This window comes from Streptomyces sp. CC208A, from assembly GCF_030010625.1.
Lineage (GTDB): Bacteria > Actinomycetota > Actinomycetes > Streptomycetales > Streptomycetaceae > Streptomyces.
This window is the reverse complement of sequence record NZ_JASCXN010000009.1, coordinates 93,150-113,815: the sequence shown is the minus strand read 5'-3', so window position 1 is coordinate 113,815 and position 20,666 is coordinate 93,150. Positions and strand designations below refer to the sequence as shown.

The window sequence follows — 20,666 nt, the reverse complement described above, 5'->3', positions numbered from 1 at the left end:
AATGGGCCCATGCGAACCGTCACCGTCGTAGGCCACCGCGGCGACCCGTACCGCGTCCGTGAGAACACCCTCCCCTCGATCGGCTCCGCCTTCGAGCGGGGCGCGGACGCGGTCGAGGTCGACGTCCGGCTGACGAAGGACGGGGTGCCCGTCCTGCTGCACGACGACACCCTGAAGCGGCTGTGGGGCCACGACCGTCCGCTCTCCTCCCTCACGCACGAGGAGCTGCGCGAGCTGACGTACGGCGGGGTCCCGACGCTCCGCGACGCGCTGCTCGCCGCCGGGCCGCGCCGCCTGATGCTCGACCTCCCCGGCGGGAACGAGGCCTCGGTCCGCCGGATCGTCGGCGCGGTCCGCGAGGCCGGCGCCGGGGAGCGCGTCTACTACTGCGCGGGCTCGGTCGCGATGCTCCAGGTCCGGGCCGCCGACCCGCACGCCGAGATCGCCCTCACCTGGACCTCCCTGGCCCCGCCCCGCCCGGTCCTGCTCGACGCGGTCCGCCCCAAGTGGCTCAACTACCGCTTCGGCCTGGTCGGTCGGCCCCTGGTGGAACGGGTGCACCGGGACGGCCTGCTCGTCTCGGCCTGGACCCCGGACACCCGCAGGACCATGCGCAGGCTGATCGCCGACGGCGTCGACTCGATCACCACCAACCGCGTCGACGTCCTCGCCGCCGTCCTGGGGCGGGCCCCCGAGGTCCCCTCCTCCCTCCGCGGCGCGTCGTGACGCGGATACGGGGTCTTGAGCAGGCCCGCGAGTGGGGCGCCGCGCATCCGGCGGCGGTGGACGCCGGGCTGGCGCTGCTGGTGCAGGCGGCGGTCACGATGCCCTTCGTGGTGCCGCGCCCGCCGGAGCTGGCGCCGGCGACCTGGTCGGCGTACGGCCTGACGACGCTGACGGTGCTGCCGCTGGTGTGGCGGAGGCGCGCGCCGATGACGGTGCTGCTCGCGGTGCTCGCCGCGAGCGCGCTGTACACGCTGGCGCTGGAGGGACCCGGGCAGCCGCTGCCGTACCAGGGGCTGGTGTGCGTGTACACGATCGCGGTGCTCTCCCCGGCCCGGCAGCGGGCGGTGGCGGCGGCGCTGCTGCTGGCCGCGGTGCCGGTGTCGGTGTGGCTCAACACCCGCTCGGCCCGCGAACTCACCTTCTCCCTCTTCGTGTTCGGGGCGGCCTATGCCTTCGGGCGGCTCACCGACGCCCGGCAGCGGGCGCACCGGGTGGAGGCGGAGCGGGCGGCCGCGCGTGAACGGGCCCGGATCGCGCGGGAGATGCACGACATCCTGTCGCACGCGGTGAGCCTGATGATCGTGCAGGCGGAGGCCGGCCCTGTGGCGGTGCGGAAGGCGCCGGAGCGGGCGGAGGCCGCGTTCGAGGCGATCTCCGCGACCGGGCGGGACGCCATGGGCCAACTGCGACGGATGCTGGGCGTGTTGCGGGAGGATGACGCCGGCGGGGGGCGGTCGCCTCAGCCGGACCTGGACGGGCTTCCGGCGCTGCTCGACCGGGTGCGGGCCGGCGGTCTCGACGTGCGGTACGAGACCGCCGGCCCGGTGGCGGGGGTGCCCGCCCCGCTCGCGGCGACCGTGTACCGGATCGTGCAGGAGGCCCTGACCAACACGGTCCGGCACGCCCGGGCCCGTACCGCCACGGTCCGCCTCGGCCGGACCGGCGGACTGCTGACCGTGCTGGTCCGCGACGACGGGCGCGGCCCGGCGTCCCCGGCCGCGAAGCCGGGCGGCCACGGTCTGGTCGGGATACGGGAGCGGGCGGCCGCGCACGGCGGCACGGCGGCCGTGGGCCCCGGCCCGGGCGGCACCGGTTTCGAGGTGCGGGTGGAGCTGCCCGTACCCTCCTCCGCGGAGGTGGGAGTGTGACGATCCGTGTGGTGGTGGCCGACGACCAGGAGCTGGTCCGCAGCGGCTTCGCGCTGATCCTCGACGTCCAGGAGGACATCGAGGTGGTCGCCGAGGTGGCGGACGGGGCCCAGGCGGTGGAGGCGGTGCGGCGTCACCGGCCGGACGTGGCGCTCCTCGACATCCGGATGCCCCGGATGGACGGCATCGAGGCGTGCCGGGCGATCAGCGCGGAGAGCGGCTGCCGGACGGTGATCCTGACGACCTTCGACTCGGACGCGTACGTGTACGAGGCGCTGCACGCGGGCGCGAGCGGCTTCCTCCTGAAGGACGTGCGCCGGGACGACCTGGTGCACGCGGTCCGGGTGGTGGCGGCGGGCGACTCGCTGCTCGCGCCCTCGGTGGCGCGGCGCCTCGTGGAGCAGTACACGGCGGGCGGTCCGAGCCGGGCGGCGGCGCCGGACCCCCGGCTCGACGTGCTCACGGGACGGGAGCGGGAGACCCTGCTGCTGCTCGCGCGGGGCCTGTCGAACGCGGAGATCGCGGCGGAGCTGGTGGTCAGCGAGCACACGGTGAAGACCCATGTGGGCAACGTGCTGGCGAAGCTGGGGCTGCGGGACCGGATCCAGGCGGTGATCTGCGCCTACGAGACGGGTCTGGTGGCGCCGGGCCCTCCCCCGCCGGGGGGATTCCCGGCCCCCGGCCCCTCCCCCGCACCGGCGAGGGGCTGACCGGCGAGGACCGCCGGTGCGGGCGATCCGCCGGGCGGGGGCGGCGGGGGAGGCTGAGGGCGTCAAGAAGAGCCCGCAGCCGAGGAGTCCGACCATGAGGACCACGAAGAGGACCACCCGCACCCTGCTCGCCGCCGCCCTGGTCCTGGGCGTCGCCGCGGGCACCACCGCCTTCTCCCCCGCCCCCGCCGTCGCCTTCGCGGAGGCGGTCCCGGCGGCCGGTCCCGACCTGTCGGCGGTGATCGCGGGGCTGCCGCGCGCCGACGCGACGGCCGCGCTGGTCCGGATCGGCGGCACCGAGGGGGCCTGGGAGGGCAGCGCGGGGGTGCACGACCTGGAGACGGGGGCTCCGGCCGATCCGACGGCCCGTTTCCGGGCCGGTTCGGTGACGAAGGTCTTCACGGCGGCGACCGTGCTCCAGCTCGCCGCCGAGGGCCGGATCGACCTGGACCGCACGGCCCGCTCGTACCTCCCGGAGCTGATCCCGGGCCGGTACGCGACGGTGACGGTCCGCCAGCTGCTGAACCACACGCACGGCATCCCGGCGGCGGGCATGCCGGGCGGGACCGTGGAGGAGTGGTACGAGAACCGCTTCGCGGTGCACGAGCCGGAGGAGATGGTCCGGCGGGCGACCGCGAAGCCGCGCGAGTTCCGCCCCGGCACCCGCCAGCACTACCTGAACATCGGCTACACGATCGCCGGACTGATCGTGGAGCGGGTGACGGGCGACTCGTACGAGAAGCAGGTGGAGCGCCGGATCCTGCGGCCGCTCGGTCTGCGGGACACGTACTCCCCCGGCAGGGAGGCCGCTATCCGGGGCCCGTACAACCACGGCTACCAGCTGATGCGGCTGGAGGACGGGACGACCGGGTTGCGGGACGTCTCGGTGTGGGGGACCACGGACGGCTGGGCGGCCGGTGACCTGATCTCGACCACGGCGGACCTGGAGCGGTTCACCCGGGCGCTGTTCGCGGGACGGGTGGTGTGTGGTCCGCTCCTGGAGGAGATGTTCACCCTGCCGAAGGTCGCCGACTTCGGGTCCGGCGATCCGGCGGCCTACTCCGTCGGCCTGTCGATGAAGCGGCTGGGCGGGCGCGAGGTGTGGGGCAAGACCGGCGGCCGGTGGGGCTACAACACGGCCATCGCCTCGACCCGCCACGGGGAGCGGACCCTGGTCTACAGCGTCAACGCGACGGACGCGAAGGGCCAGTCCATGAACCGTACGGCCCTGGAGCTCATGCTGGCGACGTACGGGCTGCCGTCGGAGTGACCTCCCGGGCCCCCTCAAGGCGCTTGATCAGGCGCCGGACGTGGAGGAGGGGCAGGATGCCGAAGACCCCGAAGGACATGTCGATCACCGACCACCAGAAGGGGATGTCCCGGATCGGTCCGCAGATCAGGGCGAGGGGGATGACGCCGGCGCAGGCGATCATGCCGAACTCGACGACCCAGATGTTGCGGACCGGGTCGCGGTAGGGGCCGTAGAAGGCGACGGCGATGACCAGGTGGGCGAAGGCGAGCCAGTCGGTGCCGTAGAGGAGGTACGGGGCCTCCGCGCCGGCCGTCTCCAGTCCGCCGGCCACGCGGTGGATCCACTCGGCGAGGCCGGGCAGCGCGTCGGCGACGGGGGCGGCCCAGCCGGTCAGGGCGGAGTCGAGCCAGCGGAGTTCGGTGACGAGCGGGAAGGCGGTGGCCCCGCTCAGGACGAGGCAGACGACGAAGAAGATCAGCCAGGCGCGGATGCGCGCGAGAAGGGCTCCGGGCCCGTTCGTGTCGCTCATGGCGGTAGCGTACGCCCACTCTGAACGCGTTCAAAAGCCGGGTCTGAACACGTTCGGAAAAAGCGGCCCCGGCACCTCGACGGATCGAGGTGCCGGGGCCGTGGGCGCTACCGGGGCGGGGCTCAGCCCAGCGAGGTCATCACGTGCTTGACGCGCGTGTAGTCCTCGAAGCCGTACGCGGAGAGGTCCTTGCCGTAGCCGGACTTCTTGAAGCCGCCGTGCGGCATCTCGGCGACCAGCGGGATGTGGGTGTTGATCCACACGCAGCCGAAGTCGAGCACCTTGGACATGCGCATCGCGCGCGCGTGGTCCTTGGTCCAGACGGAGGAGGCGAGGGCGTACTCGACGCCGTTGGCGTACTCGACGGCCTGGGCCTCGTCGGTGAAGGACTGGACGGTGATGACGGGGCCGAAGACCTCGTTCTGGACGATCTCGTCGTCCTGCTTGAGGCCGGAGACGACGGTCGGGGCGTAGAAGTAGCCCTTGTCGCCGACCTGGTGGCCGCCGGCCTCGACCTTGGCGTGGGCCGGGAGGCGGTCGATGAAGCCGGAGACCTGCTTCAGCTGGTTGGCGTTGTTGAGCGGGCCGTAGAGCACGTCCTCGTCGTCCGGCCGGCCCGTCTTCGTCTCGGCGGCGGCCTTGGCGAGGGCGGCGACGAACTCGTCGTGGATGGACTCGTGGACGAGCACGCGGGTGGCGGCGGTGCAGTCCTGGCCGGCGTTGAAGAAGCCGGCGACGGAGATGTCCTCGACTGCCTTCTCGATGTCGGTGTCCTCGAAGACCACGACGGGGGCCTTGCCGCCCAGCTCCAGGTGGACGCGCTTGACGTCCTTGGCCGCCGACTCGGCGACCTGCATGCCGGCCCGGACGGAACCGGTGATGGAGGCCATCGCCGGGGTCGGGTGCTCGACCATCGCGCGGCCGGTCTCGCGGTCGCCGCAGATGACGTTGAAGACGCCCTTGGGGACGATGGAGCCGATGATCTCGGCCATCAGGACCGTGGAGGCCGGGGTGGTGTCCGAGGGCTTGAGGACGACCGTGTTGCCCGCGGCGAGGGCCGGGGCGAACTTCCACACGGCCATCATCATCGGGTAGTTCCACGGCGCGACCTGGGCGCAGACGCCCACGGGCTCGCGGCGGATGATGGAGGTCATGCCCTCCATGTACTCGCCGGCCGAGCGGCCTTCGAGCAGCCGGGCGGCACCCGCGAAGAAGCGGATCTGGTCCACCATCGGCGGGATCTCCTCGCTCGCGGTGAGGGCGACCGGCTTGCCGGTGTTCTCGACCTCGGCGGCGATGAGCTCCTCGGCGCGCTCCTCGAAGGCGTCGGCGATCTTGAGGAGCACCTTCTGACGCTCGGACGGCGTGGTGTCGCGCCAGGCGGGGAAGGCGGCCGCGGCGGCCTCCATGGCGGCGTCGACGTCGGCCTGCCCGGAGAGCGGGGAGGTGGCGTACACCTCGCCGGTGGCCGGGTTGATCACGTCGATGGTGCGGCCGTCGGCCGCGTCGCGGAACTCCCCGTCGATGTAGTTGCGCAGCCGGCGCAGCTCGGTGGTCACTTGCCACCCCTCCTGTCACGTTCTGTCTTCGCACGACCTTGTGCGGCGTCCCGGTGGATGAGACACCCCAGCCTACTTGTTCGGACGACGCTTTCAACAGGCCCGACCCCCCTCGACTTCGGATTCAGTGAGATCGGAGGCCTTCAACAACGAATTACATCGCTCCGGGGTTGCGCGACGGCGCATCTCGATGCACAGTGAGGACGTGGCCAGTCGAAGCACAGACTCCAGAACCGGAACCGGTTCGTCCCCGACGATCGACGCCGTCTCCCTGGCGATCATCGAGCAGCTCCAGGAGGACGGGCGCCGCCCCTACGCCGCCATCGGCAAGGCCGTCGGCCTCTCCGAGGCGGCCGTGCGGCAGCGCGTCCAGAAGCTCCTCGACCAGGGCGTCATGCAGATCGTCGCCGTCACCGACCCGCTCACCGTGGGCCTGCGACGGCAGGCGATGGTCGGCATCAACGTCGAGGGTGACCTGGATCCGGTCGCGGAAGCGCTGACCGACATGCCCGAGTGCGAGTACGTGGTGATGACCGCGGGCTCCTTCGACCTGATGGTGGAGATCGTCTGCGAGGACGACGACCACCTTCTGGACGTGATCAACAAGCGGATCCGCACGCTCCCCGGCGTGCGCTCCACCGAGAGCTTCGTCTACCTGAAGCTCAAGAAGCAGACCTACATGTGGGGAACCCGATAGCCGTGAGCCAGGACCGAAGCGACCTCTCAAAGTCCGCCTACGACCACCTGTGGATGCACTTCACCCGCATGTCGTCGTACGAGAACAGCCCCGTCCCCACCATCGTCCGCGGTGAGGGCACCTACATCTACGACGACAAGGGCCGCAGGTACCTCGACGGCCTCGCCGGTCTCTTCGTGGTGCAGGCCGGCCACGGCCGCACCGAGCTCGCCGAGACCGCCATGAAGCAGGCCCAGGAGCTGGCCTTCTTCCCCGTGTGGTCGTACGCCCACCCCAAGGCCGTCGAGCTGGCCGAGCGCCTCGCCCACGAGGCCCCGGGCGACCTCAACAAGGTCTTCTTCACCACCGGCGGCGGTGAGGCGGTCGAGACCGCCTGGAAGCTCGCCAAGCAGTACTTCAAGCTGACCGGCAAGCCGACCAAGTACAAGGTCATCTCCCGCGCGGTCGCCTACCACGGCACCCCGCAGGGCGCCCTGTCCATCACCGGCCTGCCGGGTCTCAAGGCCCCCTTCGAGCCGCTGGTACCGGGCGCCCACAAGGTCCCGAACACCAACATCTACCGCGCGCCGCTCTTCGGCGACGACCCGGAGGCCTTCGGCCGCTGGGCCGCCGACCAGATCGAGCAGCAGATCCTCTTCGAGGGCCCCGACACCGTAGCCGCCGTCTTCCTGGAGCCGGTGCAGAACGCCGGCGGCTGCTTCCCGCCGCCGCCCGGGTACTTCCAGCGGGTCCGCGAGATCTGCGACAAGTACGACGTGCTGCTCGTCTCCGACGAGGTCATCTGCGCCTTCGGCCGCCTCGGCACCACCTTCGCCTGCGACAAGTTCGGCTACGTGCCGGACATGATCACCTGCGCGAAGGGCATGACCTCGGGCTACTCCCCGATCGGCGCCTGCATCGTCTCGGACCGCCTGGCCGAGCCGTTCTACAAGGGCGACAACACCTTCCTGCACGGCTACACCTTCGGCGGCCACCCGGTCTCCGCGGCCGTGGGCCTCGCCAACCTCGACCTCTTCGAGAAGGAGAAGCTCAACCAGCACGTGCTCGACAACGAGGGCAACTTCCTGTCGACGCTGCAGAAGCTGCACGACCTGCCGATCGTCGGCGACGTCCGCGGCAACGGCTTCTTCTACGGCATCGAGCTGGTGAAGGACAAGGCCACCAAGGAGTCCTTCAACGAGGAGGAGACCGAGCGCGTCCTGTACGGCTTCCTCTCCAAGGCGCTCTTCGACAACGGCCTGTACTGCCGTGCCGACGACCGCGGCGACCCGGTCATCCAGCTGGCTCCGCCGCTGATCTCGGACCAGTCCACGTTCGACGAGATCGAGCAGATCCTCCGCGCCACCCTCACCGAGGCGTGGACGAAGCTCTGACCGTTCCCGCAGGACCTCACGCCGCCCTCACGGCGTGACCCCGGCCCGGGCATGCCGCCATCCGAGTGGATGGCGGCGGCCCGGGCCGCGTGCTGTCCGTACGAACGGATCCGAATACTTACGGTGCCCAGTGACCGACAGGCCCGCCCCTCGTTCCCCCGGACGGGGGAACGCAAGAATCGGATCCGACATCGAGGTGTACGCGATGGCCCCACCGGACAACGACGTGCTCTGGGCGCGTTCCCTGCACTGCTCCCTGGGCGGCACCCAGGCCCTCAGCGGCGTGTCCCTCGGCGTCCGCGAGGGCGAGATCCTGGCGGTGACCGGCCCCCGGGGCAGCGGCAAGACCACCCTCCTGCGCTGCCTCTCCGGCGAACTCCTCGCCCAGCGGGGCGAGGTCTGGTTCAACAGCTCCCCCGTCCACACCCTTCCCCCCGCCCGGCGCGAACGGCTCCGCCGCGAACGCTTCGGCTGGATCGGCCCCGACGCGGACCTCGTCCCCGAACTCACCGCCTGGGAGAACACCGCCCTCCCGCTGCTGCTGCGGGGCGTCCCCCGCCGGGCCGCGAGGACCGCCGCCGCCGAGTGGCTGGACCGCCTCGACATCGGCGCCTGCGCCCGCACCCGCCCGCACGGCCTCACCCGCTCGCAGCGCCAGCGCACCGCCATCGCCCGCGCGCTCGCCACCGGCCCTTCGGTCCTCTTCGCCGACGAGCCCACCGCCGCCCTGCACCGGGCCGACGGCGCGCAGGTGCTCCGCACCCTCACCGCCGCCGCCCGCTCGCACGGCATCACCGTGCTCCTCGCCACCCACGACGGCGAGGTGGCGGCGCTCGCCGACCGCACGGTCACCCTGCTCGACGGTCGCCGGGCCGGCAGCGTGCCGCCCGTCCCGGGGGCGGAGGGCGTCGCCGCGTGCTCGCTCTCCGTCTAGTCCGCGGCTCCCGTCCGCTCGTGCAGCTGCGGCGGCTCCTCGTCGCCGCGGCCGCCGCCGGCGTGGGCTTCCTGCTGCTGTGCGTCCTCGGCCACGCCGTCGGCCACCCCGAACACTCCTCCGCCTCCGCGCTCCGGCTGCTCTGGTGCGTGCTGCCGATCGCCGCCACCGTCCAGTTCGCCGTCGCCGTCGCCCGTACCGACCCGGCCACCCGGCCCCGTCCCGGGCTCTCCTCGATCGGTCTCGGCCCGGCCCGGCTCACCGCCATCGCCGCCGCCTCGACCGCCGTCGCCTGCACCCTCGGCTCCCTGGTCGCCCTCCTCCTCTTCCTGCACCTGCGCGGCGACCTCACCGGCCTGCCCTTCGACGGGGCCGCCGCCGGGCCGCTCGCCGCCGGGCAGCCGCTGCCGCTGGCCGCCGCCCTCACCCTGCTCGCGATCGTGCCGGTCGCCGGCGCCGCCGCCGCGGGCCTCGCCCTGCGCCCCCGCACCGGCACCCCCGCCCCCGAGGGCGCCGCCCGGCCCGTGCCCACCGGCCTCCCGTGGGGCGTGGCGCTCGTCGCCGTCGGCCTCGCCGTGGAGACGTACGCGAGCCGCGGCGGCGGCGAGGGCGTCGCCCTGCCCGGCCGCTTCGACGGCTCCCCCGCCGGTGTCCTCGCCGGCTGGGTGCTCACCGCGATCGGCCTCGCCCTCGCCGGCCCCGGCCTCACCCACCTGTGCGGGCGGCTCCTCCAGGCCGTCCGCCCCGGAGCCGTACGCCTCCTCGCCGGGCGTGTCCTCATGGACGAGGCCGGCCGCATCGGCCGCCCCCTCGGCGTGGTCTGCGCGGTGCTCTCCGGCACCCTCGCCGCCGCCACCCTGTACGGGGCGGGGGACGGCACCGCCTTCGGACCGCTCACCGCCCTCGGCGCCGGCGTCGTCCTGGCCTGCACCACGGCGAGCCTGCTGACCGCCGCCCTGGAGTCCCGCCAGTGCCGGACCCACACCGCCGAGGCCCTGGCCAGGATCGGCGCCCCGCCGACCGTGCTGCGCACCGCCGCCCTGCTGCGGGCGGGGGCGCTGCTCGCCGTCTTCGCCCCGCTCACCTGGCTGATCGGCGCACTCGCGGCCCTGCCGCTGACCGCCTGACGACCCCGGAGAAGCAAGGGGACTCGTCAGTCCCCTTCGAGCACCACGACCTCCTCCGCCCGGAAGGCCACCGGCATCTCCGCGCCCTCCTCGGGCATCCGCCCCAGCGGGAACTCCGCCTCCAGCGGCGGCCCGTCCGCCGGGCGGAGGACGACCGACACGTGGTGGCCCCGGAAGGTGCGGGACTCGACCCGGCAGGGCAGGCCCTCGCCGGGGGCCGCCGGCCGGACACCGGCGGGTCGGACGAGGAGTTTCCGTTCGCCCTGCGGGGAGCCCTCCGGGACCGGGATCCTGCCCCACACGGTCCGGGCCGCCGTCCCGGACACCGTCGCCGCCACCACGTTCCCGAAGCCGAGGAAGCGGGCCGTGAACTCCGAGTCCGGCCGCTGCCACACCTCCGCCGGTGTGCCCGACCGCACGATCCGCCCGTCCCGCATGACCACCACCCGGTCCGCGAGCGCGAAGGCCTCCCCCTGGTCGTGGGTGACGGCGAGGACCGTCGTCCCGAGCCGCCCGAAGAGCGCCCGCAGCTCCACCACGAGCCGCTCCCGCAGCCCCCGGTCCAGCTGGCCCAGCGGCTCGTCCAGCATCAGCAGCCGCGGCCGGGGCGCCAGCGCCCGGGCCAGCGCCACCCGCTGCTGCTCGCCGCCCGACAGCGCGGCGACCGCCCGCCGTCCGGCGCCCGGCAGCCCGACCAGGTCGAGCAGCTCCTCGACCCGCGCGGCCCGCTCGTCCTTCGGCACACCGTGCATCCGCGGCCCGAAGGCCACGTTCCCCGCCACGTCCTTCTGCGGGAACAGCTGGTGGTCCTGGAACATCAGCCCCACCCCGCGCCGGTGCACCGGCACCCCCGCCTGGTCGGCGCCGGCGAGCAGCACCCGCCCCGCGTCGAGGGCCTGGAGCCCGGCGACCGTCCGCAGCAGCGTCGACTTGCCGGACCCGCTCGGCCCGAGCACGCACACGATCTCGTGCTCGGCGACCTCCAGGTCCACCGCGTCGAGGACCGCCCGCGCCCCGAACCGTACCGTCGCTCCCTCAAGGGTCAGCATCAGAACTCCCCGGTGGTCCGGTCGGTCCGCAGCCGTTCGAGCAGCAGCAGGGAGACCGCGCACACCACCATCAGAATCGTCGACAGGGCCATCGCCTGTCCGTAGTTGAGCTCCCCGGGCCGGCCGAGCAGCCGGGCCACCGCCACCGGCAGGGTCGGGTGGTCGGGCCGGGCGATGAAGACGGTCGCGCCGAACTCGCCGAGCGAGACCGCGAAGGCGAACCCGGCCGCGATCAGCAGCGCCCGCCGCACCAGCGGCAGGTCCACCTCCCGCCACACCCGCCACGGCGACGCCCCGAGCACCGCCGCCGCCTCCCGCAGCCGCCGGTCCACCGCCCGCAGCACCGGCAGCATCGTCCGTACGACGAAGGGCACGCCGACCAGCGCCTGCGCGAGCGGCACCAGGATCCAGCTGGCCCGCAGGTCCAGCGGCGGCTCGTCGAGGGTGATGAGGAACCCGAAGCCGACGGTCACCGCCGACACCCCGAGCGGCAGCATGAGCAGCGCGTCGAAGCCCCGTACGAGGCGCCCGGCGCGTCTCGTGAGCGCCGCCGCCGCGAGGCCGCCGATCAGCACCGCGATGCCGGTGGCGGCGACCGCGTACCGCAGTGAGTTCCCGACCGCCTCCAGCGGCGGGACGAGGAAGGTGCCGGCCTCGTCGAGCGTGCCGAGCGCCCGGTAGTAGCGAAGCCCGTACCCCTCCGGCGTGGCGAAGGAGCGTTCCACCAGCACGCCGAGCGGCAGCAGGATCAGTACCGCCACCGACAGCAGCACCCCGCCGAGCAGCGCCCGCTGCCCGGCACCGCGCGGTCGCCGGGCGGTCTGCTCCGGGGCCACGAGCCGCAGCGCCGTCTCCCGCCTCCGTACCGTCCTGACGTGCACGGCGAGGACCGTGCCGACCGCCACGAACTGCACCATCGTCAGCACGGCGGCCGTCCGCAGGTCGAGGAGGCGGGCCGTCTGCCGGTAGATCTCCGCCTCCAGCGTCGTGTACGCGCCCCCGCCGAGGATCTGCACGACGCCGAAGGAGGTGAAGGTGAAGAGGAAGACCATCAGCGCGGCCGCCGACACCGCCGGCACGAGCGCGGGCAGCGTCACCGTCCGCCACGCCGTCCACCGGGAGGCGCCGAGCACCCGGGCGGCCTCCTCCTGGCGCGGGTCGAGCTGGGCCCACAGGCCGCCGACGGTCCGCACGACGACCGCGTAGTTGAAGAAGACGTGCGCGAGGAGGATCGCCCACACGCTCGCGTCGAGCCGCAGCCCCCACAGCTCGTCGGTGAACCCGCCCCGGCCCACCAGGGCCAGGAACGCGGTGCCGACGAGGACCGTGGGCAGCACGAACGGCACGGTGACGACGGCCCGCAGCGCCCGCTTCCCCGGGAAGTCGAAGCGGGCGAAGACGTACGCCCCCGGCAGCGCCACCAGCAGTGTGAGCCCCGTGGAGGCGGCCGCCTGCCACACGGTGAAGCCGAGCACGTCGAGGATCTCGGGCCGGGAGAGGGTCTCCCCGACCCGGCCCGGGTCCCAGGACCCGTCGGGCCGCAGCCCCCGGTCGACGATCGACGCGACGGGCCAGGCGAAGAAGACCGCGAAGAACGCGACCGGCAGGGCCATGAGGCCCAGCCGCGCCGCACTCCCCCGGAGGTCGCGCCTCGCCCGGGGGCCACGCCCCGGCCGGGGGTCGTGGCCCGTCCGGGGACCGTGGCCCGTCCGGGGATCACGCCTCACTTGAGGAGCGACGACCACTGCTGGATCCACGCCTCGCGCTTCTCGGCGATCTTCTCCGGCGCCATCGTCTCCGGCTCTTCGACGACCACGCCGTGCTTCGTGAACAGCTCCGGCAGGGTCGCGTCCGTCGCCACCGGGTTGACGAACATCTGGAGCGGCATGTCGTCCTGGAACTTCTTCGAGATCAGGAAGTCGATCAGCGCCTTGCCGCCCTCGGGGTTCTTCGCCCCGTCGAGCAGGCCCGCGAACTCGATCTGCCGGAAGCAGGTGCCGGTGGACACCCCGGTGGGCGCCTCCTTCGGCTGCGGATCGGCGTACAGCACCTCGACCGGCGGGCTGGAGGCGTAGGAGACGACCAGCGGGCGGTCGCCCTTGGCCTCCTTGCCGCCGGCCGAGCCGGAGAACTCCTGGTTGTAGGCGAGCTCCCAGCTGTCGACGGTCTTCACGCCGTTGGCCTTCAGCTTCGACCAGTAGTCCTGCCACCCGTCGTCGCCGTACTTCGCGACGGTGCCGAGGAGGAAGCCGAGGCCCGGGGAGGACCGCTCGGGGTTCTCGACGACGAGCAGGTCCTTGTACGCGGGCTTCGCCAGGTCGTCGAAGGTCTGCGGAGGGGCCAGCTTCCTGTCGGCGAAGTACTTCTTGTCGTAGTTGACGCAGATGTCGCCGGTGTCGACGGGCGTGACCCGCCGCTCCTTGTCGAGCTTGAAGGTGTCCGGGATCCGGCCCAGGCCCTTCGCCTCGTACGGCACGAAGATGCCGTTGTCGAGGGCGCGGGAGAGCAGGGTGTTGTCGACGCCGAAGAAGACGTCGCCCTGCGGGGAGCCCTTGGTCAGGATCTCCTTGTTGACGGCCTCGCCCGCGTCGCCGGCCTTCAGCACCTTCACGGTGAAACCGGTCTCCTCGGTGAACTCCGCCAGCACCTCCTTGGAGGCGTTGAAGGAGTCGTGGCTCACGAGGGTCACGGTCTTCGGCGCGGGCCGGTCGGTCTTGCCGGCCGCGTCCCGGGCGTCGTCGGTGCCGCAGGCGGCGAGGGTGGTGACGCCGAGCGCCGCGGCGAGCGCGGCGGCGGCCATCTTCTTGACGCTCACTGAGGTGGTGCTCACTGAGATTCCTCCTGGGTGTGACCAGGAAGAGACGCGGCCCTGCCCACGGCCGGAGACCGGACGCGGGCAGGGCGCAACAGCTTGAGTTACGACCGAACTTCCTACCCAGAATGACCTGGGCGAGGTTCAGAGGGTCTGCGGTCTGACGGTCACCGCACTCTCAGCGCTGTGGCGCTCCCCTGTCGGAATATGCAGATGTACGGGGTCAGACTACCGTTCGGCCGCCGCGAGCTGTCCACAGGCGCCGTCGATCTCCTGTCCGCGGGTGTCGCGGACGGTCACCGGCACCCCGTGGGCGGCGATGGCCTCGACGAACGCCTTCTCGTCCTCGGGCCGGGAGGCGGTCCACTTGGAGCCGGGCGTCGGGTTCAGCGGGATCAGGTTGACGTGCACCCGCCTGCCCTTGAGCAGCCGGCCGAGGAGGTCGCCGCGCCACGCCTGGTCGTTGATGTCGCGGATGAGGGCGTACTCGATGGAGACCCGGCGCCCGGACTTCTCGGCGTACTCCCAGGCCGCGTCGAGGACCTCCCGCACCTTCCAGCGCGTGTTCACCGGCACGAGGGTGTCCCGCAGCTCGTCGTCCGGGGCGTGCAGGGAGACCGCGAGCCGGCACTTGAAGCCCTCGTCGGCGAAGCGCAGCATCGCGGGGACGAGCCCGACCGTGGAGACGGTGATGCCGCGCTGGGACAGGCCGAGGCCGTCGGGCTCGGGGTCGGTCAGCCGGCGGATGGCGCCGACGACCCGCTTGTAGTTGGCGAGCGGCTCGCCCATCCCCATGAAGACGATGTTGCTCAGACGGGCGGGGCCTCCGGGGACCTCGCCGTCGCGCAGGGCGCGCATGCCGTCGACGATCTGGTGCACGATCTCGGCGGTCGACAGGTTCCGGTCGAGCCCGGCCTGCCCGGTCGCGCAGAACGGGCAGTTCATGCCGCAGCCGGCCTGCGAGGAGATGCACATCGTCACCCGGTCCGGGTAGCGCATGAGCACCGACTCCACGAGCGTGCCGTCGTGCAGCCGCCACAGCGTCTTACGGGTGGTGTCGTCGTCGCACGAGATGTGCCGCACCACCGACATCAGGTCGGGCAGCAGCTCCCCGGCCAGCTTCTCCCGCGAGGCGGCCGGGATGTCCGTCCACTCGGCGGGGTCGTGCGCGTACCGCGCGAAGTAGTGCGTGGACAGCTGCTTGGCGCGGAACGGCTTCTCGCCGATCGCCGCGACGGCTTCCTTCCGCTCGGCGGGCGAGAGGTCGGCGAGGTGCCGCGGCGGCTTCTTGGCCCCGCGCGGGGCGACGAAAGTGAGTTCTCCGGGCAGCGGACGAGCCACGACGGCGTCTCTCCTCAAACAGGCACGAGGTCGGACGTCCCGCGACGGCGGGGAGCACGGCAGGGCGGTGCCGGAGCGACCTCACTGGACCGTCCCCGCGGCGGCGAGGACGGCGGAAGGGCCCGGGATCCACCTCCCGAGCCCTTCCAGAGTACCCGCTGCGCGTCAACCCGTTCCGACGTCAACCCGTTCCGACGAACAGCGCGAGGAGCAGCCACACCACCGGCGCCGTCGGCAGCAGGGAGTCCAGCCGGTCCATGATGCCGCCGTGGCCGGGGAGGAGCGTCCCCATGTCCTTGATGCCGAGGTCCCGCTTGATCATCGACTCGCCGAGGTCGCCGAGCGTCGCGCTCGCCGCCACCGCCAGGCCCAGGAGGAGGCCCTGCCACCAGGTGCCGTCGTCGATGAGGAACTCCATGCACAGCGCACCGGCCGCCATCGCGAAGGCCACCGCGCCGAACAGTCCCTCGCGGGTCTTGCCGGGGCTGATCCGGGGGGCCAGCTTGTGCTTGCCGAACCGCCAGCCGACCGCGTACGCCCCGGTGTCGCTGACCACCGTGAGCAGCAGGAAGGTCAGCACCCGCCACGGCCCGTCGTCGGCGGTCAGCAGCAGCGCCACGAAGGTCGCGAGGAACGGCACGTAGAACGCGGCGAAGACGCCCGCCGTGACGTCCTTGAGGTACCCCTCGGGGGGTTCCGTCATCCGCCAGACGAGCACCGCGAGCACTGTCAGGGCCATCGCGACCCAGGCACCCTCGGGGCCGCGCACGTACCCGGCGACGACCATCGCCGCGCCGCCGACGGCGAGCGGCACCAGGGGCGCCTTGATCGCCTTGCGCTCCTGGAGCCGGGAGGTCAGCTCCCACAGACCGACGACGACGGCGACCGCTATCACGCCGACGAACGCCGGCTTCCAGATGAACAGCGACGCGACGATCACGGCCCCGAGCCCGACGCCGACCCCTATGGCCGCGCCCAGGTCCCGGCCCGCGCTCTTCTTCTGCCGCGGCGCGGGGGCCGCGGACGGCGGAGGAGGCGGGGTGGGGCTGGGCATGGGCTCCTGCGGGTGCTCGTGCGGCGTCTCGTCACGGAACAGGGGGCCGCTCGGCCGAGCGGCCCCCCGTCCGTGTCCGTCCTGGAATCCGCCGGCGGGTACGTCGGGCACGATGGGCATGGGCCGAGTCTGCGCCGCCCGGTGCCGATCGTGGGCGGGACCCGCCGGGGCAGGCCCCTGGTCGGGTCCGCCGAGACCGGAACCGGCCGCCGGCGCCCCCCAGGATGAGTCGTTCATCAGACCTCGAGGAGCTCGGCTTCCTTGTGCTTCAGCAGCTCGTCCACCTGCGCGACGTACTTCGCGGTGGTGTCGTCGAGCTCCTTCTCCGCACGGCGGCCCTCGTCCTCACCGACCTCGCCGTCCTTGACGAACTTGTCGATGGTCTCCTTGGCCTTGCGGCGCACGGAGCGGATCGAGATCTTGGAGTCCTCGGCCTTGCCCTTGGCGACCTTGATGTACTCCCGGCGGCGCTCCTCGGTCAGCTCCGGGAAGGTCACACGGATGATGTTGCCGTCGTTGCTCGGGTTGACGCCGAGGTCCGAGTCGCGGATGGCCTGCTCGATGTTGCGCAGCGCGCTCTTGTCGAACGGGGTCACCACGGCCATGCGCGGCTCCGGCACCGAGAACGAGGCCAGCTGGTTGATGGGGGTGAGGGCGCCGTAGTAGTCGGCCACGATCTTGTTGAACATCGCCGGGTGCGCACGGCCGGTGCGGATCGCGGCGAAGTCCTCCTTGGCGACCACGACGGCCTTCTCCATCTTCTCCTCGGCCTCGAGGAGGGTCTCTTCGATCACCACTTGCTCCTGCGTGTCGTCGCGTTGTGTCCTGCACGGTGTACGACCGGCAGGGCTGTCGTCCAGCCCCGTGCGGGGCGGTTCCCGGTTGGGGTCGGGCCTCAGGCCCGGGTGCCCTGGTCGCTCACGAGTGTGCCGATCTTCTCACCCGTCACGGCGCGCGCGATATTGCCCTCGGCGAGCAGTTCGAAGACGAGGATCGGGAGCTTGTTGTCGCGGCACAGGGTGATGGCGGTGGCATCGGCGACCTTGAGGTCGCGGGCGATGACCTCGCCGTACTCCAGCGCGTCGAACTTGACCGCCGCGGGGTTGGTCTTCGGGTCGGAGTCGTAGACGCCGTCCACGCCGTTCTTGCCCATGAGCAGGGCCTGGGCGTCGATCTCCAGGGCCCGCTGGGCGGCGGTGGTGTCGGTCGAGAAGTACGGCATGCCCATACCGGCGCCGAAGATGACCACGCGGCCCTTCTCCAGGTGGCGCACGGCGCGCAGCGGGATGTACGGCTCGGCGACCTGGCCCATGGTGATGGCGGTCTGCACGCGGGAGTCGATGCCCTCCTTCTCCAGGAAGTCCTGGAGGGCGAGGCAGTTCATCACGGTGCCGAGCATGCCCATGTAGTCGGAGCGGGCCCGGTCCATGCCGCGCTGCTGGAGCTCGGCGCCGCGGAAGAAGTTGCCACCGCCGATCACGATCGCGATCTGGGCGCCGTCTCGGACGACGGCCGCGATCTCACGCGCGATGGCGTGCACGACGTCGGGGTCGACACCGAGACCGGTACCGCCGGAGAAGGCTTCTCCGGACAGTTTGAGCATGTAGCGGCCGGGCTTGTTGCCGCTGTTGTCGTCGCCCTGTGCGGCGCCCTGATTCATGGAGATCTCCTCGTGCACATACGAAGAAGGCCATTGCCTGGGTCCTCGATGGGTATCCCGTTCGGCAATGGCCTCCTCGTCACATCTGCGGTCGTCCCGCGCGGGGCGGGGCGACTGTCTCAGACCCTACCCGGGTCCGGTGTCCGTCGCGTGGGGCGGACGGACTCAGATGCCGACCTTGATGCGGGTGAAGCGCTTCAGGGTGACACCGGCCTCGTCCAGAACCTTCTGGACGGTCTTCTTGTTGTCCAGGGCGTACGGCTGGCCGAGCAGCGTGGCGTCCTTGAAGAAGCCGTTGACGCGACCCTCGACGATCTTGGCGATCGCGGCCTCGGGCTTGCCCTCGGCGCGGGTGGTCTCCTCGGCGATGCGGCGCTCGGACTCGACGACCTCGGCCGGGACGTCGTCCTTGTCCAGGTACTTCGGCGCGAAGGCGGCGATGTGCTGGGCGATGCCCTTGGCGACCTCGGCGTTCTCCTTGTCGAACTCGACGAGGACACCGATCTGCGGCGGGAGGTCCGGCATCGTGCGGTGCATGTACGCGGAGACGTAACCGTCGGCGTAGGCGGCGAAGCGGTCGAGGACGATCTTCTCGCCGAGGTTGGCGTTGGCCTCGTCCACGAAGGCCTGCACGGTCTTGCCGACCTCGATCTCGGAGGCGAGCAGGGCCTCGATGTCGGCCGGCTTGGTGGCGGCGACGTGGGCGGCGAGGGCGTCGGCGACGGCGAGGAACTTGTCACCCTTGGCGACGAAGTCCGTCTCGCACTTCAGCTCGACGAGGACGCCGGAGGTGTTGTCGTCGGCGATGAGGGAGACCACGGCGCCGTTCTCGGCGGAGCGGCCCTCACGCTTGGCGACACCCTTCTGGCCCTTGATGCGCAGGGCCTCGACGGCCTTGTCGACGTCGCCGTCGGCCTCTTCGAGGGCCTTCTTGCAGTCCATCATGCCGGCGCCGGTGAGCTCACGGAGCTTCTTGACGTCAGCGGCGGTGTAGTTCGCCATGAGTCTGTTTCTCTCTCGAAGTCAGAAAGATCTACGAAGATCTGCGGCGGGACGGCGGGGGCTTTCCGGGCCCCCGCCGTCACCTCCGAGGTGTTCCGGGGTGCGGAAGCGTCAGGCCTGCTCGGCCGGGGCCTCGGCCTCGGCCTCGGCGGCCTTCTCGGTCTCGGCCGGGGCCTCGGCGGCCTCGTCCTTCTTCTCGCCCTCGAGCAGGTCGCGCTCCCACTCGGCGAGCGGCTCGCCGGCGGCCTTCTCGCCCGGCTTCGAGTCACCGGTCGCGGCACCGGAACGGGCGATGAGGCCCTCGGCGACGGCGTCGGCGATCACACGGGTGAGCAGGGTGACGGAACGGATCGCGTCGTCGTTGCCCGGGATCTTGTAGTCGACCTCGTCGGGGTCGCAGTTGGTGTCGAGGATCGCGACGACCGGGATGTTGAGCTTGCGAGCCTCGCCGACGGCGATGTGCTCCTTCTTGGTGTCGACGATCCAGACGGCGCTCGGCACCTTCTGCATCTCGCGGATACCACCGAGGGTCTTCTCCAGCTTGGCCTTCTCGCGCGAGAGGACCAGGAGCTCCTTCTTGGTGAGACCCGAGGCCGCGACGTCCTCGAAGTCGATCTGCTCGAGCTCCTTGAGGCGCTGCAGACGCTTGTAGACGGTCGAGAAGTTGGTGAGCATGCCGCCCAGCCAGCGCTGGTTCACGTAGGGCATGCCGACACGCGTCGCCTGCTCGGCGATGGCCTCCTGGGCCTGCTTCTTCGTACCGACGAACATGACGGAGCCGCCGTGGGCCACCGTCTCCTTGACGAACTCGTAGGCGCGGTCGATGTACGACAGCGACTGGAGCAGGTCGATGATGTAGATGCCGTTGCGCTCGGTGAAGATGAAGCGCTTCATCTTCGGGTTCCAGCGACGGGTCTGGTGACCGAAGTGGACGCCGCTCTCCAGCAGCTCCCGCATCGTGACGACGGCCATGGCCGTATCTCCTTGGGTTTCTCGGTTGTTTTCCTGACGCCCCGGCGCGCCGTGCCGCGAAGGACCGAAAGGCGCTGCCACCACGCTCTGTGAGACAGGTGGCGGGGCGTGCGAAGTCGACCCGGTGACCCGGGTCGCCATAGGAAGTGTACGGGACCCCGGGAGCGCCGGGTGACGGCACGGTCCACAGGCAGCCACTTGTCCACAGAAAACCGCCGCCCCCGTCACAGCCGCCTCCCCCGGGCCAAGCTCTCCCCATGCACACGACGACACTCCTCCTCGCCCTGGCCCTCTGCTGGCCCCTCGCCCCACCCGCCCCCGACGTGGTACGCCCCTGGCAACCCCCCGCGACCCCCTACGCCCCCGGCCACCGGGGCGTCGACCTGGCCGCCCCCGAAGGCACCACCGTCCACGCCCCCACCGCCGGCACCGTCACCTTCGCCGGCCCCGTAGGAGGCCGCGGCGTCCTCACCCTCACCCTCCCCCACACCGGCACACCCCCACTCCGCACCACCTTCACCCCCGTGACCCCCCTGGTCCGCCCCGGCACCCACGTCACGGCGGGCACCCCCCTGGCCCGCGTCGCGCCAGGCACCCACTGCCCCCGCTCCTGCCTCCACTGGGGCCTGCTCCGGGGCAGGGAGTACCTCGACCCACTGATCCTGCTGCGGGGAGGCCGGTCACGCCTGCTGCCACTGCATTGACGAACTGAGAGGGGGAG

Annotated in this window: 20 protein-coding genes and 1 riboswitch; of the genes, 9 read left to right on the top strand and 11 right to left on the bottom strand. The window is 72.0% G+C overall.

The genetic code is table 11. The annotated features are described in order from the left end of the window. The first annotated feature begins 9 nt into the window (after positions 1-9). The 4 genes from QK442_RS12925 (at position 10) to QK442_RS12910 (ending at position 3,854) form a co-directional block, all read left to right on the top strand. Positions 10-726, top strand: coding sequence for a glycerophosphodiester phosphodiesterase (locus tag QK442_RS12925; RefSeq protein WP_282694043.1), 717 nt, complete (start codon positions 10-12; stop codon positions 724-726). Positions 727-824: 98 nt separating this feature from the next. Then, positions 825-1,874: a sensor histidine kinase gene (locus QK442_RS12920; RefSeq protein WP_349239651.1), complete on the top strand. Its 1,050-nt coding sequence runs from the start codon at positions 825-827 to the stop codon at positions 1,872-1,874. Then, positions 1,871-2,584 carry a response regulator transcription factor gene (locus tag QK442_RS12915; protein ID WP_282694041.1) on the top strand — a complete coding sequence of 238 codons (714 nt, stop codon included), beginning with the start codon at positions 1,871-1,873 and terminating at the stop codon, positions 2,582-2,584. Before QK442_RS12920 ends, QK442_RS12915 begins: the two co-directional genes overlap by 4 nt. A 94-nt stretch (positions 2,585-2,678) precedes the next feature. Next, a complete protein-coding gene (locus QK442_RS12910; protein WP_282694040.1) occupies positions 2,679-3,854 on the top strand; it encodes a serine hydrolase domain-containing protein in 1,176 nt (391 codons plus the stop codon). Here QK442_RS12910 and QK442_RS12905 read toward each other — a convergent pair. Together QK442_RS12905 and QK442_RS12900 are read right to left on the bottom strand one after the other, a co-directional pair. Next, the gene (locus tag QK442_RS12905) at positions 3,820-4,365 is read right to left on the bottom strand and encodes a hypothetical protein (protein ID WP_282694039.1); all 546 of its coding nucleotides are present in this window, start codon (positions 4,363-4,365) and stop codon (positions 3,820-3,822) included. The two genes, QK442_RS12910 and QK442_RS12905, sit on opposite strands and share 35 nt — an antisense overlap. Before the next feature lie 122 nt (positions 4,366-4,487). Beyond that, positions 4,488-5,924: a gamma-aminobutyraldehyde dehydrogenase gene (locus QK442_RS12900; RefSeq protein WP_282694038.1), complete on the bottom strand. Its 1,437-nt coding sequence runs from the start codon at positions 5,922-5,924 to the stop codon at positions 4,488-4,490. 190 nt (positions 5,925-6,114) lie between these two features. Here QK442_RS12900 and QK442_RS12895 point away from each other — a divergent pair, with 190 nt between their 5' ends. The 4 genes from QK442_RS12895 to QK442_RS12880 all read left to right on the top strand — a co-directional run bounded on the left by QK442_RS12895 (position 6,115) and on the right by QK442_RS12880 (position 10,055). After that, on the top strand, positions 6,115-6,621 hold the full coding sequence (locus QK442_RS12895; RefSeq protein ID WP_282694037.1) for an Lrp/AsnC family transcriptional regulator: 507 nt from the start codon (positions 6,115-6,117) through the stop codon (positions 6,619-6,621). Next, positions 6,606-7,994, top strand: a complete 1,389-nt coding sequence (locus QK442_RS12890) for an aspartate aminotransferase family protein (RefSeq protein WP_282694036.1) — start codon at positions 6,606-6,608, stop codon at positions 7,992-7,994. The genes QK442_RS12895 and QK442_RS12890 overlap by 16 nt, the downstream gene beginning before the upstream one ends. A gap of 205 nt (positions 7,995-8,199) precedes the next feature. Then, on the top strand, positions 8,200-8,928 hold the full coding sequence (locus QK442_RS12885; protein WP_282694035.1) for an ATP-binding cassette domain-containing protein: 729 nt from the start codon (positions 8,200-8,202) through the stop codon (positions 8,926-8,928). After that, the gene (locus QK442_RS12880) at positions 8,910-10,055 is read left to right on the top strand and encodes a hypothetical protein (RefSeq protein WP_282694034.1); all 1,146 of its coding nucleotides are present in this window, start codon (positions 8,910-8,912) and stop codon (positions 10,053-10,055) included. The genes QK442_RS12885 and QK442_RS12880 overlap by 19 nt, the downstream gene beginning before the upstream one ends. 26 nt (positions 10,056-10,081) lie before the next feature. Here QK442_RS12880 and QK442_RS12875 read toward each other — a convergent pair whose 3' ends face one another. From QK442_RS12875 to rpsB, 9 genes are all read right to left on the bottom strand, one after another. Continuing rightward, positions 10,082-11,104, bottom strand: a complete 1,023-nt coding sequence (locus tag QK442_RS12875) for an ABC transporter ATP-binding protein (RefSeq protein WP_282694033.1) — start codon at positions 11,102-11,104, stop codon at positions 10,082-10,084. Then, positions 11,104-12,717 (bottom strand): iron ABC transporter permease, encoded by a 1,614-nt coding sequence (locus QK442_RS12870; RefSeq protein ID WP_282694032.1) that lies wholly within the window; start codon positions 12,715-12,717, stop codon positions 11,104-11,106. The genes QK442_RS12875 and QK442_RS12870 overlap by 1 nt, the downstream gene beginning before the upstream one ends. A gap of 110 nt (positions 12,718-12,827) precedes the next feature. Further along, positions 12,828-13,934: a thiamine ABC transporter substrate-binding protein gene (locus QK442_RS12865; RefSeq protein ID WP_282694031.1), complete on the bottom strand. Its 1,107-nt coding sequence runs from the start codon at positions 13,932-13,934 to the stop codon at positions 12,828-12,830. An 80-nt stretch (positions 13,935-14,014) separates the two neighbouring features. Then, a riboswitch (TPP riboswitch) is annotated at positions 14,015-14,125 on the bottom strand. 19 nt (positions 14,126-14,144) lie between these two features. Beyond that, positions 14,145-15,257, bottom strand: a complete 1,113-nt coding sequence (gene rlmN, locus QK442_RS12860) for a 23S rRNA (adenine(2503)-C(2))-methyltransferase RlmN (protein WP_282694030.1) — start codon at positions 15,255-15,257, stop codon at positions 14,145-14,147. A 181-nt stretch (positions 15,258-15,438) separates the two neighbouring features. Beyond that, positions 15,439-16,548 (bottom strand): phosphatidate cytidylyltransferase, encoded by a 1,110-nt coding sequence (locus QK442_RS12855; RefSeq protein WP_282694029.1) that lies wholly within the window; start codon positions 16,546-16,548, stop codon positions 15,439-15,441. After that, on the bottom strand, positions 16,548-17,105 hold the full coding sequence (gene frr / locus QK442_RS12850) for a ribosome recycling factor (RefSeq protein ID WP_282694028.1): 558 nt from the start codon (positions 17,103-17,105) through the stop codon (positions 16,548-16,550). Before frr ends, QK442_RS12855 begins: the two co-directional genes overlap by 1 nt. A gap of 101 nt (positions 17,106-17,206) precedes the next feature. Further along, positions 17,207-17,971, bottom strand: coding sequence for a UMP kinase (gene pyrH / locus QK442_RS12845; RefSeq protein WP_282694027.1), 765 nt, complete (start codon positions 17,969-17,971; stop codon positions 17,207-17,209). A 165-nt stretch (positions 17,972-18,136) separates the two neighbouring features. Next, entirely contained in the window at positions 18,137-18,973 is an 837-nt protein-coding gene (tsf, locus tag QK442_RS12840; protein WP_282694026.1) for a translation elongation factor Ts, read from the bottom strand. A gap of 111 nt (positions 18,974-19,084) precedes the next feature. Further along, positions 19,085-19,945, bottom strand: coding sequence for a 30S ribosomal protein S2 (gene rpsB / locus QK442_RS12835; protein WP_282694025.1), 861 nt, complete (start codon positions 19,943-19,945; stop codon positions 19,085-19,087). A gap of 257 nt (positions 19,946-20,202) precedes the next feature. On the opposite strand from rpsB, the gene QK442_RS12830 reads away from it, so the two are divergent. Continuing rightward, complete coding sequence (locus QK442_RS12830) at positions 20,203-20,649, top strand: M23 family metallopeptidase (protein WP_282694024.1); 447 nt, start codon at positions 20,203-20,205, stop codon at positions 20,647-20,649. The last annotated feature ends 17 nt before the right edge of the window (positions 20,650-20,666 follow it).